Annotated in this window: 14 protein-coding genes; 3 read left to right on the top strand and 11 right to left on the bottom strand. The window is 66.1% G+C overall.

Translation table 11 applies throughout. The annotated features are described in order from the left end of the window. Positions 1-25: 25 nt before the first annotated feature. The 7 genes from BSQ44_RS05585 to BSQ44_RS05555 form a co-directional block, all read right to left on the bottom strand. Positions 26-862, bottom strand: a complete 837-nt coding sequence (locus BSQ44_RS05585; RefSeq protein ID WP_072602317.1) for an alpha/beta fold hydrolase — start codon at positions 860-862, stop codon at positions 26-28. Beyond that, positions 862-1,965 (bottom strand): branched-chain amino acid ABC transporter permease, encoded by a 1,104-nt coding sequence (locus BSQ44_RS05580; protein ID WP_072602316.1) that lies wholly within the window; start codon positions 1,963-1,965, stop codon positions 862-864. Before BSQ44_RS05580 ends, BSQ44_RS05585 begins: the two co-directional genes overlap by 1 nt. Positions 1,966-1,970: 5 nt before the next feature. After that, entirely contained in the window at positions 1,971-2,957 is a 987-nt protein-coding gene (locus BSQ44_RS05575; RefSeq protein ID WP_072602315.1) for a branched-chain amino acid ABC transporter permease, read from the bottom strand. A 240-nt stretch (positions 2,958-3,197) separates the two neighbouring features. Beyond that, positions 3,198-3,920 carry an ABC transporter ATP-binding protein gene (locus BSQ44_RS05570; protein ID WP_072602314.1) on the bottom strand — a complete coding sequence of 241 codons (723 nt, stop codon included), beginning with the start codon at positions 3,918-3,920 and terminating at the stop codon, positions 3,198-3,200. Next, complete coding sequence (locus BSQ44_RS05565; protein WP_072602313.1) at positions 3,917-4,687, bottom strand: ABC transporter ATP-binding protein; 771 nt, start codon at positions 4,685-4,687, stop codon at positions 3,917-3,919. Before BSQ44_RS05565 ends, BSQ44_RS05570 begins: the two co-directional genes overlap by 4 nt. A 264-nt stretch (positions 4,688-4,951) precedes the next feature. Continuing rightward, complete coding sequence (locus tag BSQ44_RS05560; RefSeq protein ID WP_072602312.1) at positions 4,952-6,157, bottom strand: substrate-binding domain-containing protein; 1,206 nt, start codon at positions 6,155-6,157, stop codon at positions 4,952-4,954. 85 nt (positions 6,158-6,242) lie between these two features. Further along, a complete protein-coding gene (locus BSQ44_RS05555) occupies positions 6,243-7,787 on the bottom strand; it encodes a class I adenylate-forming enzyme family protein (protein WP_072602311.1) in 1,545 nt (514 codons plus the stop codon). A 113-nt stretch (positions 7,788-7,900) separates the two neighbouring features. Between BSQ44_RS05555 and BSQ44_RS05550 the strand changes: the two genes are divergently transcribed. The 3 genes from BSQ44_RS05550 to BSQ44_RS05540 all read left to right on the top strand — a co-directional run bounded on the left by BSQ44_RS05550 (position 7,901) and on the right by BSQ44_RS05540 (position 9,725). Further along, positions 7,901-8,458, top strand: coding sequence for a PAS and helix-turn-helix domain-containing protein (locus BSQ44_RS05550; protein ID WP_072602310.1), 558 nt, complete (start codon positions 7,901-7,903; stop codon positions 8,456-8,458). Positions 8,459-8,502: 44 nt separating this feature from the next. Further along, a complete protein-coding gene (locus BSQ44_RS05545; RefSeq protein ID WP_072602309.1) occupies positions 8,503-8,742 on the top strand; it encodes a hypothetical protein in 240 nt (79 codons plus the stop codon). A gap of 71 nt (positions 8,743-8,813) precedes the next feature. After that, entirely contained in the window at positions 8,814-9,725 is a 912-nt protein-coding gene (locus BSQ44_RS05540) for a hypothetical protein (protein WP_157894512.1), read from the top strand. 120 nt (positions 9,726-9,845) lie between these two features. Here BSQ44_RS05540 and BSQ44_RS05535 read toward each other — a convergent pair whose 3' ends face one another. The 4 genes from BSQ44_RS05535 to BSQ44_RS05520 all read right to left on the bottom strand — a co-directional run bounded on the left by BSQ44_RS05535 (position 9,846) and on the right by BSQ44_RS05520 (position 15,104). Further along, positions 9,846-10,271 (bottom strand): hypothetical protein, encoded by a 426-nt coding sequence (locus BSQ44_RS05535; RefSeq protein WP_072602307.1) that lies wholly within the window; start codon positions 10,269-10,271, stop codon positions 9,846-9,848. 978 nt (positions 10,272-11,249) lie between these two features. Further along, a complete protein-coding gene (locus BSQ44_RS05530) occupies positions 11,250-12,020 on the bottom strand; it encodes a class I SAM-dependent methyltransferase (protein ID WP_072602306.1) in 771 nt (256 codons plus the stop codon). After that, a complete protein-coding gene (locus BSQ44_RS05525) occupies positions 12,001-12,750 on the bottom strand; it encodes an SDR family NAD(P)-dependent oxidoreductase (protein WP_072602305.1) in 750 nt (249 codons plus the stop codon). The genes BSQ44_RS05530 and BSQ44_RS05525 overlap by 20 nt, the downstream gene beginning before the upstream one ends. A gap of 89 nt (positions 12,751-12,839) precedes the next feature. Beyond that, positions 12,840-15,104, bottom strand: coding sequence for a transglycosylase domain-containing protein (locus BSQ44_RS05520; RefSeq protein ID WP_072602304.1), 2,265 nt, complete (start codon positions 15,102-15,104; stop codon positions 12,840-12,842). Positions 15,105-15,277: the final 173 nt, after the last annotated feature.

Here is a 15,277-nt window from a genome sequence, read left to right as displayed (position 1 = left end):
ATGGCGAGGCCTTAAGCTCAAACGGCTACTCAAGAAACTCCCGTAGCAACCGAATCTCTCCCTCGCTCGCCAGCGTCGGCGCGTGGCCGCAGTCGGGGAAGGTCACGAGACGCGGCTTCGGGCCGCGCCTGGTCATTTCGCAGGCGATCGCTTCCGGCAGGACGTCCGAGGACTGTCCGCGCAGGAGCAGCGTCCTGGCGGTCACCGCATCGTACTGATCCCACACGTCGAGATCGCCCTTGTGCAGGGTGAACTGCGTCACGATCATCGGGTCGTAGTGGACCGTCACCCTGCCCTCGTCGGTGCGTCGGGTAGAGGTATCGGCCATGCGGCGCCAGAAGGCCTCGGTGTTCTTTCCGAACGGCGCGTAGTTCTTGCGCAGCCACGCCTCGAGTTCCGCCACCGTGTCGTAGACCGGCGGATTGCCGACATAGGAGGCGATGCGCCCCGTGCCTTCCTCCGGAATGTCCGGCCCGATATCGTTGATGACGAGGTGGGATATGCGGTCCTTCAGCCGGCCCGCCGCCAGCGTCACGCCGATCAGCCCGCCCATCGAAGTGCCCACCCAGCGCAGCCGGTCGATGCCGTAATGGTCGAGGATGGCCATCGCGGTGTCGCCGAAGGTCTCGTAGGAATAATCCACCCCGCCCGGCCGCGACCAGCTCGACAGGCCGCGCCCCAGCGTGTCGGGGCAGATCACGAAATAGGTGTCGGAAAGGGCAGCAGCCGCCTCGTCGAAGTCGCGGCCGGTGCGCGCCAGGCCGTGCCACATCACCAGCGCCGGATTTTTCGGATCGCCCCATTCGGTCACGTGCATCTCGTGGCCGGCCGCCGGAACATAGGTCGAGCGCGGCAACATCATCAGTGGCTTCCCTTTTTCATGAGCGTTCCGGCGATCCCCGCCGGGAAGAAGTAGACGAGCAGGATGAACAGCACCCCGAGCCAAAGCAGCCAGCGGTCCGGATTGAGCAGGTCCGGCAGCAGCGGGATCCCCGAGGTCGCGCCGGCGGCCACCTCCATCAGGTCCTTGAGGTAGAACTGCGCCAGGCTCATCACGACCACGCCGATGACGGCGCCGTAGATCGTGCCCATGCCGCCGATGACGACCATCAGCAGGATGTCGATCATGATGCCGAAGGAAAGCGCCACCTCCGGCCCGACATATTTGAGCCAGACCGCTCGCACCACGCCGGCAAGCGCGGCGATGACCGCCGCGATGCAGAAGATCGCGGTGCGGTATGCGACGACGCGGTAGCCGATCGCCTCGGCACGCATCTCGTTCTCGCGCACGGCTTCCAGCACCGTTCCCATCGGCGAGGCGACGATGCGCAGCATGACCAGGAAAAGCACCAGCGAGGACAGGAAGACGAAGTAGTACGCCGCCACCTTGCCGTTCAGCGCCACGCCGAACAGCCTCGCCACCTTGCCGTCGGCATCCTCGAACAGCTTCATCGCCGGCGAGAAGAGCCGCGGCACCTGATAGGTAAAACCGTCCTCGCCGCCGGTGAAGTCCGACAGCTGGCTCGCCAGCACCAGCATCACGGAGGCCGCCGCCAGCGTCACCATGGCAAAGAAGATCGCCTTCACCCTAAGCGACAAGAGCCCGATCAGCACGGCGAGCACAAAGGCCGCCGCCACACCCACGGCACCCCCGACGATGATCGCGTCCCATCCCGGCCCCCAGGCCTTCAGCACCATCGCGGTGCCGTAGGCCCCGAGCCCGAAGAACATCGTATGGGCGAAGGAGACGATGCCGGTGTAGCCGATCAGCAGATCGTAGCTCGCCACCAGCACGATGAAGATGCAGATGCGCGCCGCCACCTCCTGCGCCCGCACGTCGGTGAACAGGAACGGCGCGAAGGCAAGGCAGAGCCCGATCGCCAGCGCGATGGCATAAACGGCAAGCCGCCCGGCGGGCACGCGGCGCTCGGAGGTCCCGGAGTGGCTGCTTGTTGCGACGCTCATCCCCCTCACCCCTTCACCGCCGGCTTCAACCCGTAGGGCCGCCATAACAGCACCACCATCATCAGCAGCATGTTCGATGCCAGCGACAGTTTCGGAAACAGGAACGCCACGTAGTTGGTGAGCAGCCCGACCAGGATCGCGCCGAGCAGCGAGCCCTCGATGGAACCCAGCCCGCCGATGATCACCACGATGAAGACGAGGATCAGCAGTTCCTGCCCCAGAGCGGGCGTGATCAGGCTCTGGTAGCCGGCCCACATCGCACCGCCCATCGCGGCGAGCGCGGAACCAGCCATGAAGACGCCGATGAACAGCCGGTCGATGCGGAAGCCGAGCGATTCCACCATCTCGCGGTTTTCCACGCCAGCCCGGATCAGGAGCCCGATGCGTGTGCGGTTCAGCGCGTAGTAGAGAACGACGAAGACGGCGAGGCCGAGCAGCAGCGCGAAAATGCGGTAGGTCTCGATGGCGACGTCGCCGATGATGATCGACCCCGACAGGAATGCCGGCCGCGCAACCGCGATCGGCACGCCGCCCCAGATCGCTAAGATCAGCTGCTCGGCCACGATCAGCGCGCCCATGGTGATCAGGATCTGGCGCAGGTGGTCCTTGTAGACCGGCTTGACGATCACCCGCTCGAAGAACCAGCCGGCTACCGCGCCGAAGGCGGTCGCGGCCCCGATCGCCGCTGCCAGCGCGATCATGTTCAGCACGGCGCTGTCGGCGCTCAGCCACGACGCCATCGCCGCCAGCACGGTGGCCGCGATGAAGGCGCCGAAGGTGACGAAGGCCGAATGGCCGAAGTTCAGAACGTCCATCAGCCCGAAGACCAGCGACAGGCCCGACGCCATGAGGAAGATCATCATCCCCATCGCCAGCCCCGCCGCAGTCAGCGTCACCCAGGTCGAGGGCGAGCCGATCATGGCGAAGGCGACGATCGCGAGGAACACCGGGATCAGGTAGACGCCGCCGAAGCGTTCGAGGGTGGCGTTCATCGGCGGGCTCCGGCGAGGCGCGGGTGACAGCGGAGTGTTTGCGCCCTACGTTGCCCCCCTCTGTCGCCTCCGGCGACATTTCCACCACGAGGGGGGAGATAGACGGCTCCCGCGATCGCGTCTCTTCCAGTACGAAGGTTAGTGGCAATGGACGCCGCGATAGCCGATCTCCCCCCTCGTGGGGGAGATGCCGGCAGGCAGAGGGGGGCAACGTAGGGCGCGATGTTCATGTGTCTCCCCCTACTGATGCTCTGCCAGCGACAGGCTGAGCAGCCGCGTCTGCAGCGCTTCGTCGCCGGCCAGCTCCGCCATGCCGCCAGAATGCACGATGCGCCCGTCGTCGATCACCGCCACCCCACGCCCCAGCGAGCGGGCGAACAGGAAATTCTGCTCGACAAGAAGAATGGTCGTCTCCTCGGCGATCTCGCGGAAGGCGGTAATCATGTTGCGGATGATCGCCGGCGCCAGCCCCTTGGTCGGCTCGTCGATCAGGATTAGTTCGCGCCGCTCGATGATGGCGCGCGAGATCGCCAGCATCTGCTTCTGCCCGCCTGAAAGCGCGAAGGCCTGCTTGGTCCAGAATTTCTCCATGGCCGGGAACAGCGCGAAGACCCGGCCGAGCCGGTCGTCGTCGAAGCGGCCGCTGGTCGAGGCGAGCCGCATGTTCTCCTCCACGGTCAGCCCGCCGAAGATGCCCATGTTCTCGGGCACGTAGGCGATGCCGAGCCGCGCGATGTCGGGCGTGGGCATCGCCGTGATGTCGTGGTGGCGGAAGACGACCGCGCCCTTGCGCGCCCGCCACAGGCCCATCACCGTTCGCAGCGTGGTGGTCTTGCCCGCCCCGTTGCGGCCGAGCAGCACGTGCACGCCGCCTTCCGGCACGTTCATCGAGATGCCGTGCAGGATGTGGTACTGCGCGATGTCGGTGTGGACGTCGTCGAGCCTCAGGATCGCGCCGCTCATGCCGCTTCCTCCTCATCGGCCCCGACGCCGAGATAGATCTCGCGCACCTGCGGCAGCGCCATCACCTCGTCCGGCTTGCCGTCGGCGACGAGTTCGCCGTTGTGCAGCACCACGATACGGTCGGCGAGCGCGCGCACCACGTCCATCTTGTGCTCGACCAGCAGGATCGTCCTCGACGTGTCCTTCTTGATCGAGGCTATGAGGTCGAGGATCACCGGCGCCTCGTCGACCGACATGCCGGCGGTGGGCTCGTCGAACATGAAGACATCCGGCTGCATGGCGATCAGCATCGCCACTTCCAGCTTGCGCTGGTCGCCATGCGGCAGCGCCGAGGCCGGGTATCCCGCGACGTCGGCCAGCCGCGCGCTTTCGAGATAGCCCTGCGCCTCGTCGCGCAATCGGGTCAGCGACGCCGCGCGCGTAAAGATTCGCGGCCCGTCGCCGCGCCGCGCCTGCACCGCGAGCCGGACGTTCTCAAGGACCGAAAGCTTCGGAAACAGGTTGGTCAGCTGGAACGCGCGGCCGATGCCGGCCTTGGCGCGTGCGGACGGCGACAGCCCGGAAATCTCCCTATCGCCCTTGAAAACCTTGCCCTCGCTCGGCCGCAACTGGCCCGAAACGAGGTTGAACCACGTCGTCTTGCCTGCCCCGTTCGGCCCCACGATCACCGTCAGCTCCCCCGCCCGGAAGGCACACGTCACCCCGTTCACGGCGACATGCCCGCCGAAGCGGATCGTCAGGTTTTCTGTGCGGAGAGAGGGGGTCATGGGATTGGTCTGAAATATCCATTGTTCCGGGCCGAAGCGCCCCCTCACCGTCACGCTTCGCGTGCCACCTCTCCCCCTGCCCGGGGGAGAGGAAGTGGCTACATGGACGCCGGCGTTCTTCCGGTTCCTCTCCCCCGGGCAGGGGGAGAGGTGGCCCGAAGGGCCGGTGAGGGGGTAATGCCTCCCGGCGTAAAACGCCGGGAGGATTGCGAGCCGCCTCGTGATGCCTCCCAGCGCGAAGCGCCGGGAGGATCGGAAGCAAATCTATTCCTGGTTGTTGCGCCCGATCGGAATGTCCATCTCCTCCGGCTTGATCTCGCGGACGAGTTCCGGGATGGCCCAGGCGACATTGTCGTCCACCTTGATCTTGAAGTGGTACATGGACTGCAACGCCTGGTGATCCTCCGGACGGAAGGTCATCGTGCCCTTCGGCGTCTCCCAGCTCATACCTTCCATGGTCGAGATCAGCGTCTCGGTGTCCCAGTCCTCGGCGGTCTCCAGCGCCTTGACGATGGCCAGCGCCGCGGCCATGCCGCCGGCGGTGAAGAAGTCGGGCGGCGAGCCGAACTTCTCCTGGTGCGCCTTCACAAGCCAGTCGTTGATCTCGTTCTTGGGCGCCTCGTAGTAATAGTAGATCGAGCCTTCCATGCCCGGCACCTGCTTGTAGGAAGCCATGGCGGGCAGGATGTTGCCGCCCGTCGACAGTTCGATGCCGTAGCGGGCCGGGTCGGCGGAGGCGAGCGGTGTCATGGCGTCGATGCCGGCGACGTAGATGTAGATGACCTTGCGGCCTTCCTTGTCCTTCAGCGCGTTGAACAGGCGCTCGATGGTCGCGGTAAAGTCGGTCGTCTGCTGCGGCACGTATTCTTCCGCCACCAGCGTCGCGCCAGTGCCTTCGAGCGCGCGCTTGAAGGACGAAATGCCGTCGCGGCCGAAGGCGTAGTCCTGCGCCAGCGTGGCGACGAACAGGTTCTCGTCGGGGCTGAGCGCCAGCGCCTGCGCCTGCGTGTCCATCGAGGAGTTGCGCGAGGTCTTGAAGACGTAGCGGTTGGAATCCGGACCCGTCAGCGAATCCGCCACCGCCGGCTCGACCAGCAGGATCTTCTCGTATTCCTGCGCGATCGGCAGCATGGCCGTCGTTACGCCGGACGACGTGCCGCCGACGGCGATCAGCGCCTCGTCGTCGCCATAGGCTTCCGCAAGCACGGAACGCGCGACGTCGGGCTTGAACTGGGTGTCCTTCTCGATCACCTCGATCTTGCGTCCCTTGATCTCCATCGTGCCCTTGGTGGCGTATTCGAGACCGAGGTTGAAACCGTTGGTGGTCTGCTTGGAATAGGCCTCGAGCGGCGAGCCCGACAGGCCGTGCACCAGCGCGATCTTGACCGGATCCTCCTGCGTATAGGCGCTCGACCAGCCGGCGGCGGCGAGTGCCGTCGCGACCGTCAGCGTTGCAATCATTCTTTTCATGTCGTCTCCTCCTTTGAGAGTTTCGTATTCAACCGGGCCGCCTCGGCCCCTTGCGCCTGCCGCTCCTCACGGAGCGGGATTCTCGTCATGCCCCTTCCGTCTGCCGCTCCCGCGCCACCAGCGCGCGCAGCTCCGTCTTCAGCACCTTTCCGTAGTTGTTCTTCGGCAGCGCCTCGACGAAGCGGTAGGTCTTCGGCCGCTTGAAGCGCGCGATCCGGTCGAGGCAGTGCCGGTCGAGCTCGGCCTGCGTCGCCTCGCTGCCGGGCTCCAGCACCACGAAGGCCGCGACCGTCTCGCCCCATTCGGCGTCAGCCCTGCCGACCACCGACACCTCGTGCACGGCCGGATGCGTCAGCAGCGCCTCCTCCACCTCGCGCGGATAGACGTTGGTGCCGCCCGAGATGATGACGTCCTTGGAGCGGTCCTTCAGCGTCAGGAACCCGTCCTCGTCCAGCGCGCCCATGTCGCCGGTCCAAAGCCATCCCTCGCGCAGCGTCTTCGCCGTCGCCTGCGGATCGTTCCAGTAGCCGGACATGACCGCTGCACCCCGCACCACCACCTCGCCGGTCTCCCCGGCGGGAAGCGGCCGCCCTTCCTCGTCCACCACCCGCACCTCCACGCAGGACTGCGCGGTGCCGACCGAGGCGAGCCGTTCACGCCAGCGCGGGTGGTCGCGGTCGGCGACGCGTTCGCGCGGCAGCGCCGTGATGGTCATCGGGCTCTCGCCCTGGCCGTAGATCTGGCAGAAACGCGGCCCCATGACCTCCACCGCTTCCACGATGTCGGCGAGATACATCGGCCCGCCGCCGTAGACGATCGTGCGGATGCCCTCACCGTCCGATCCGCTCGCCTTCGCGGCATCGACGAGGCGGCGCACCATGGTCGGCGCGGCGAACATGTGGACGTCGCCGAGCGCCTTGGCCGTTTCGAAGATCTCCGCCGCGTCGAACCCGCCGCTCTCCGGCACCGCGTGGCGCGCGCCCTTGAGCACGTGCTGCACGCTGTAGAGCCCTGCCCCATGGCTCAGCGGCGCGGCGTAGAGCGCTGCGTCGCCCGCATGCACCGCGTCGACGTCGGCGAGGTAGGAAAACGCCATGGCGTGGAGGTTGCCGTTGGAGATCATCACCCCCTTCGGCTTGCCCGTCGTGCCCGAGGTGTAGAACAGCCAGGCCATGTCGTCGCGGCCGCGCGACACCGGCTCTTCGACGCCGTCCGCCGCGCGCATGGCGGCGAACCCGTACGACGCGAGGTCGACGACGGTGCGGCAGCAATCCGGCAGGTAAGGCGCCAGCGCGTTGCCGGCCTTCTCCGTCACGAACACGAGCTTGGCGCCCGAATCCTCCAGGATCCACGCCGCCTCGCGGCCGTGCAGCTTGGCGTTGACGGGAACCGCCGCCGCGCCGGCGAACCAGATGCCGTACATCGCTTCCAGGTATCCGGTGCAGTTCGACGCCACGATCGCCACGCGGTCGCCCGGCCCGATGCCGAAGCGCTTTGCCAGCGCCTGGCCGATCCCGGCGGCCGACCGTGCGAAGCCGCGATAGTCGCCGACCATCGCCGTCCCGCGAAAGAGCGCGGGGCTCCGCGGCGACAGCTTCGCACGTCTCACCAGCCATTCGGCCAGGTTCATGTCAGGCTTTCCTCCCTCGGTGCATGCCTCGTCGCGGATTCTGGTGTTGCGATCCCGCATGCCCTGCTACTATCCGTGGGGCATCGAAAAGGCGCAATATCGTACAAATACGCATGGCAATTCAGGAGACTACGCTCAGGGACCTGGCGTTCGACCACGCGCCCGTCGGCATCGTGCTGACGGAGAACCGCATCATCCGCGAGTGCAACGACACCTTCGCGCAGATCTTCGGCTACGGGCGTGAGGAACTGCTCGACCAGTCCTTCGCCTTCCTCTACCCGACCTACGAGGAGTTCCTGCGCATCCGCGACGTCGGCGTCGAGCCGCTCCGGCGCACCAACCAGTATTCCGACGAGCGCATCATGGCGCGCAAGGACCAGTCGCTGTTCTGGTGCCGGGTGCGCGGCCATTCCTTCACCCGCGACGAGCCGCTGGCGCGCGCGGTCTGGTCCTTCGCCGACCTCTCCGCCAGCCGCCCGATCGTGCAGCTCACCACCCGTGAGCGCCAGATCGTCATGCACCTGGGCGAAGGCCGCACCAGCAAGGAAATCGCCCGCCTGCTCTCCATCTCCCCCCGCACCGTCGAGGCCCACCGCGCAAGGCTGCTGAAGAAATACTGCGCCAGCAACGTCGCGGAGCTTCTGGCATCGCTGTCAGGTATGCCGCATTGAAGACCGCCTTTATCGATTCGGGCCGACGTTCGTAGCGCGACCAGATGCAACGACTTCTCGTCTTGAAACGGGACGCGTCGAAGGTCGCGCCGGCAACCCTCGCGAGTAGCGGGCTGACGAACCATTTCGCACAACTCTTTGTTTTCAAGGAATCCGGCTTGTGGCATACCGCAGCGGAAGGGATTTTTTTTAGAGACCAACATGCGACTGATCTTTGGCTGCTTCACCCTCATCTCAGTTCCGGCATGATCTTCGACAGTTCGCTCGAGCAGATCGCGATCTGACGCGCCTCCTGAGCGCACGGAACGCCCGACACGTGTCCCAAATCACCATTCATTAGAGAAAGGCTACTGTAATGATAGCTTCCGTCCGCTGGCTCGCCGGCGCAATCGCATTGTGTCTTGCCGCCCCCGCGCTCGCCCAGGCACCGGCGATGGGCGACGACAGCTTCAACATCGTCGATGACCCCGAGGTAACCCAAGGCGACTTCTACGCCGAAGTGCGCGGCTGGAACGTCTTTTCGGGCAGCACCGACCAGGGTTTCGCCTTCTGCGCCGCCGAGATGGAACTGCCGGGCCTCACCTGGCGGTTCGGCTACGACGCGTCCCCCCAATGGCAGATCGCCGTCAAGCACCGGTTCTCCGGCGAAACGCCCTACGGCACGTTCGATGTCGACGGGCACAAGTCGGGGATCAGCGGCTGGGGCAGCGGCGAATGGGTCATCCTGTGGCCCCACAAGGGCGAGTACAACGCGATCGCCAGCGGCAACCGGATGGAAATCCATCTTGGCGAGATCTGGTACGAAATGCAGCTCAAGGGAACTTCGGCGGCCCCGCTCAAAGTGCAGGAATGCGTGGCCAATCGCGGCAATCCGGAGCGCGCCATGGCATCCGCGCAGCCCCCGGCCCCGGTCAGGTCGGCCGGCGGTGCCCCGCGCATGCCGGACCCGAACCGGCGCGGCGAGGAGTTCGTCGGCAATTGCCAAACCGACTACGCGAGCTATCGCTGCATGGCGGCGACGCTGACGCCGACAGTCGGCAACGCCAAGGCGGAGCTGATCTACGACGCGTTCGGAAGCGAGCCGAACTATATCATCCAGACCGACAAGAACGACATTTCGGAGGTCTGGGTCAGCTTCGGCAGCGATCCCTACAAATACATGGGTCGCTGGAACACCGACGGCCGCTGCCGCGGCCCGCTGCAGAATCAAGACCCGCAGGTCGTCGCCAACCTCGGCCACGACTCCTGGAAGCTCTGCGTCGAGTAGCCCGGGCTGGCCGGGCGGCGGCGGCCACCGTTGGCCGCCGCCACGGTGTGCGGCTATCTCAATTTGCCTGGATACACCTCACCAGATTGTCCGTAATGGCGGTGGTGTTATCGCCAAGGTCTACCTCAAGCGAAGTCGGCCCGACGATCGCAACGCCCCTCCCTGCTGTGCGATGGCATCCATAGAAAGATCTTCGATCGGTCCGAAAACCAGCATGTTGCCTGACGTGAAGGCGGGACTGGGCAAAGGGCCGTCCGTCAGATTGAGCTGGGCGCTCGGATACTTGCCATCGAGCTGCGCCGGTTTCGGCGTCACCGAAAAATACCATTTCCAGTTTGCGTACACATCGATCCGGTAGGTAGTGCCCCCGCTTACGCGCGTTGCCCGGCAACGGACCCTCCAGTCCCCCTTCACCGCTTCCTGCGTGAAATTCCAGCCGCCGATCGGCGGTCCGAACGGTTCAGGTTGAGCGTACGCCACCGCACTGTCCATAATCATCGACCCGAGCACCGCGATAGCCCCTGCGGCGCGCCGAAACTTATTCATCCCCCGGGTTTCCCTTCTCTGTTTGCAGAGGATTTCGGTTTTTGCCAGCAGGCCATGCGACCGATCCCCTTCCCAGTCCCCGTCGAGCGAATATCACGGTGATTTGCTCTTTCACATTGCAAAAACCGCAACGGCGCGGCCGATTATTAGCGAAGCATTAAATTCTGTTGCATTTCCGCCAGATCGTGTCATCTCGCGGTAGAGGGACACTTATAGGGGAATGGGAAATACGATTTTTTTCTGCCTGCTTTGCTCTTCTGGCAATGTTCGTATGGTCGATTCCGGCTTTTTCACAGTCCAGCGACAGCTTTTGCCGCGACTACGCGTCGGAGGTTTCCGGGATTGTATAGAACGCCTTGAAAAGCAACCAAGGATGTCTGGATTTCAGTCGGGGCGTCCACAGTGTCTATCAGATGCACTACAGCTGGTGCCGCCAGAACTCTCGCAGCAGCGTCAGCGGCGCAGAGGAAAACATCAAGCGTCTCGTAAGCCAGTGCACCGGCGGAAACGCCGGACGGTCTGGAAAGTGGGTGCTCTGTGCCCACGAGAACGACTTCTGCGATGCCCCCCCACGGGGCGACGGTTCGCTACGGCGCGAACGGCACCTATGCGACAACCAGTCCTCCGGGGATCCGCTATACGGCGTCGTCAAGAGCTGCTTCTACTGGTCGCGCTGACTGCAAGCGGCGATGTGATTTGCGATTCTGGCAACAGAGGCCCGATATAGATTTGAGACAAAGTTTCTAGAAGCTCAGTCTATATCGGGCTGTCGTCGCGGTCGAGATGCGGTGGCGATCTGAACGCCAGTTGTACTGATTTCCGTACACAGAGCGGTCAGGCAGAAAGCCATCCAATCCCGGACGATCGAACTGACAGAATCACAGTATTCGGCTTCATTCAAACACGCCGTTGCGAAGACCTTCCGTCAGCTCCCGCCACCAATCGGCCACACGCCTCCCTCCACCTGCCCGCGCGCCATCAGCCCACTCCCGCAATCACGATGATCTCCGGACTGTCGTCAGCTATCGCCGACCGGTCCCAGTCGCCTTGCCACGCCTGCGCCCGCAGCCCCGCGCGTTCGACGAAGCGCGCCATCTCGCCATGGTCCATGAACCGCAGCGTGCTCGTCGTGAGCGCCGTGTCGCCCGGTCCGAAGACGAAGTGCGTCTCGAAGGTCACCAGCCGCCCGTCCGCGGCCGCGATGTCGTGAAACACCTCCACCGGCCCGATGCCGGGCACCTGCACCGTCTCCCGCGTCGCGTCCGGCGTCCAGGTTTCCCAGTCGCGCACCGCCGCGTTGCGCATCTCGAAGGCGAGTTTTCCGCCCGGCGCGAGGTGCTCGCGCAGGTTCGCCACCGCCGCCATGACCGCGTCGTCTTCGAGGAAGACCTGGAACACGTGCCCGGTCATGATGATGAGGTCGAAGACCGGCCCCAGCGCCAGGGTGCCGGCCGTGCCTTCCACCCACCGCACCTTGTCGCCGCCCGGCCGCAGGCGCGCCACGTCCAGCATGGCGGCTGCCGGATCGGCGCCGGTGACCCTGTGCCCGCGTTCGGCCAGGGCCGTCGCGAGCCGCCCGGTGCCACAGCCGACGTCGAGGATTTTTAGCGGCCCCTCCCCCGCGAGCTCGAGATAGAACGCGTCGGCCGCGTCCGGAGGGTTGAGCGGGTCGTAGACGGCGGCGAGCCTCGGATCGGTGTAGCTGGCACAGGGCCGCCCCGCGCCCGCCTCAGACATGCTGGCCGCCATTGATGTGGATCTCCGAGCCCGAGACGTAGGCTGCCTGCGGCGAGCACAGGAAGAAGATGATGTCGGCCACCTCCGCCGTGGTGCCGAGCCGTCGCAACGGGATCGTCTCGACGATCCGGTCGGTGCCGGGCGACAGGATCGCCGTGTCGATCTCGCCCGGCGCGATCGCGTTGACGCGGATGCCGTGCGGGCCGAAATCTGCCGCCATCTCGCGCGTCAGGGAGCCGAGCGCTGCCTTCGAGGTGGCATAGGCGGTGCCCGCGAAGGGATGCACGCGCGTGCCGGCGATCGAGGTGACGTTGACGATCGAGCCCTGCGCGGCCTCCAGTTCCTTGAACAATCCGCGCGCCAGCATGATCGGCGCGAAGAAGTTCACCTGGAACACGTCGCGCCACACATGCATGGGCGTGTCGAAGGAGTTCATCCGTCCGCCCTCCTTCAGCTTGGGCGATATCCCGGCATTGTTGACCAGCGCGTGCAACTGCCCGCCGGTGCTCTCCAGCCGGTGGCGCATGTCGGCCACCGCCGCCCCCACCTCCTCCGGATCGGACAGGTCGACCTTGATGTGGTCCTCCGGCCCCTGCGGCCAGGGGCAGTCGTCGGAAAAGGCCTGCCTGGAACAGGTGATCACCCGCCACCCCTCGCGCGAAAAGCGCTTCACGGTTGCGTGCCCGATGCCGCGGCTGGCGCCGGTCAGCACGATGGTCTTGCGAAGCTGCGTCTCGGACATGGCCGCGGGTCTCCTTGCCCGATCTCTATCCGAGCCCGATGCCGCTGGCGAGGGGAAGCGGCAGAACGCCTCACCTCCCGTCACGCCGCTCAGTTGCCGAGGATGATGTCCATGATCGAGCCGAGCGGCTTCTTCCGCTCATCGCCGACATTCGCCGCGGGTACCGGATGGCCGATGGAGGCCGTCGTCGCCGGGTCCCCGTCCGCCCGCGCGCTCGGCACCGCCGGCGCCTCGTCTTCGGGCGAACCCACGGGCAGCGCCGGCCGCGGGCCGGGCACGTCGGGCAGCGGCTTGCGCCAGCCGGCGCCCGGCAGCGAGGCGATCTTCACCCCTTCATGCGCGGCGGCCATGAAATCGTGCCAGGCGATCGCCGGCAGCGAACCGCCGGTGACGTTCTTCGTCGGCGAACCGTCGTCGTTGCCGAACCACACGCCCGTCGTCAGGTTCGCCGTGTAGCCGACGAACCAGGCGTCGCGCGAGTTCTGGCTGGTGCCGGTCTTGCCCGCCGCCGGCCAGCCGAAGGCCGCCTTGCGCGCCGTGCCCGAGCGCACCGTCTCGGCCATCATCGCATTCATCATCGCCACCGCCTCCGGGCTGATTACGCGCGGCACGCTGCCGGTCGGGTGCTGGTAGAGCACCTTGCCCGAAGCGTCGGTGACGCGGCGGATGAAGTGCGGCTCGGGCCGGTAGCCGCCGTTGGCGAAAGGTACGTAGGCCGCCGTCAGCTCCAGCGGCGTCACCTCCGAAGTGCCGAGCGCGATCGAGGTATTGGCCTCCAGCCTGGATTCGATGCCCATGCGGTGCGCCGCCTCCACCACCGCCTTCGGCCCGACCTCCATGGCAAGCTGCGCCGCCACCGAGTTCAGCGATTTCGACAGCGCCGCCGTCAGCGTCACCTCTCCATAGTATTTTCCGTTGTAGTTCTCCGGCGTCCACTTGCCGATCCTGACCGGCGCATCGTTGCGCACGCTCTCGGGCGTGCGGCCGTGCTCGATCGCGGCGAGATAGACGAAAGGCTTGAAGGCCGAGCCCGGCTGGCGCCGCGCTTCCGAGGCGCGGTCGAACTGGCTGTTGGCGTAATCGTAGCCGCCGATCATGGCGCGCACCGCGCCCGAGCCGTCGATCGACACCAACGCGCCCTGGCTGACGTTCAGCGACTTGCCGTTCTCGCGGATCAGCGCGCGGATCGACTTCTCGCCGAGCTTCTGCAGCGTCAGGTCGATCGTGGTCTCCACAACCACGTCCTTGCGCACGTCGCCGATCAGGCCGGGAAGCTCTTCCATAATGCGGTCGGCGACATAGTGTTCCGAGCCGGTCCAGTAGGCCGCGGCCCGGGTCGCCGGCGCGCTCATGGCCGCCGTCATTTCGCCGTTGCCGATCATGCCCTGCTCGGACATCGCGGCCAGCACGATCTGCGAACGCTCCTCCGCCGCCTTCGGGTCGCGCGCCGGAGAAAGCCGCGACGGCGCCTTGAGCAGCCCCGCAAGCAATGCGGCCTCCGACAGCGTCACCTCGCGCGCCGACTTGTTGAAATAGCGTCGCGAGGCTGCTTCCACGCCATAGGCGCCGGAGCCGAAATAGACCCGGTTGAGGTACATCTCCAGGATCTGCGCCTTGGAGTGCTTCTGCTCCAGCCACAGCGCGAGCAGCACCTCCTGCACCTTGCGCTCGATTGTGCGGTCGGCATTGAGGAACAGGTTTTTCGCCAGCTGCTGCGTCAGCGTCGAGCCGCCCTGCACCAGCCGTCCCTCGATCACGTTGGTCGCCATTGCGCGGGCGAAGCCGATCGGGTCGACGCCGAAATGCGAATAGAAGCGCCGGTCCTCGATGGCGATCACCGCCTGGGGAATGTAGGGCGACATCTCGTGCAGCCCGACCGCCTCGCCGCCGGTCATGCCGCGGTTGGCGAGCAGCGTCCCGTCGGCCGAGACGATGCGTACGTTGGGCGGCCTGTCGGGCACGGACCACGTCGTGGCGCTCGGCATGCGCGCGCCGTAATAGGCCGTCAGTCCCGCGCCCGCGATGCCGACCCAGATGCCGAGCACCAGCATCCAGTAGGCCATGCCGCGCACCAGCCCGAACAACCCGCCGCCGCGCCGCGCCCGCCGCGCCTTGCCGCGTCCGCCGGACCTGCCTCCTCCGCCCGATCGCCCGGAGCCCGAACGCGTGCCGCCATCGGCCCGTCCCCCGGCCGCCTTGCCGGGACCCGCCGCCCGGCCCCGCGAAGCCTTCGCCTTCCCCTTGCCGCGCGCGGCCGGCACCACCCGGTCGCTCTCGCTCACCGAAAGCTCCCCGCGCGCCTTCGAGCCCTCGAAACTCGGCTCGATCCGCTCGCTCGTCCTGCGCTTCGCCATGGACCCCGCCCGTCGTGTGGCCTCGACCGGCCGTCGGCACGGAGAGTAGGGGTGGCGGTTTAAGGGGGGGTTAAGTGTGGGGATGGGCGCCTACGAACATGCAGGCCCTGATCGGCGCTGACGGACAACGGACGTTTTGGAGCAGAATTTGCGACACAATGTCGTGAGAGGAG

The sequence above is a fragment of the Aquibium oceanicum genome (genome assembly GCF_001889605.1).
Lineage (GTDB): Bacteria > Pseudomonadota > Alphaproteobacteria > Rhizobiales > Rhizobiaceae > Aquibium > Aquibium oceanicum.
This window is presented reverse-complemented; position numbering and strand designations above follow the sequence as displayed.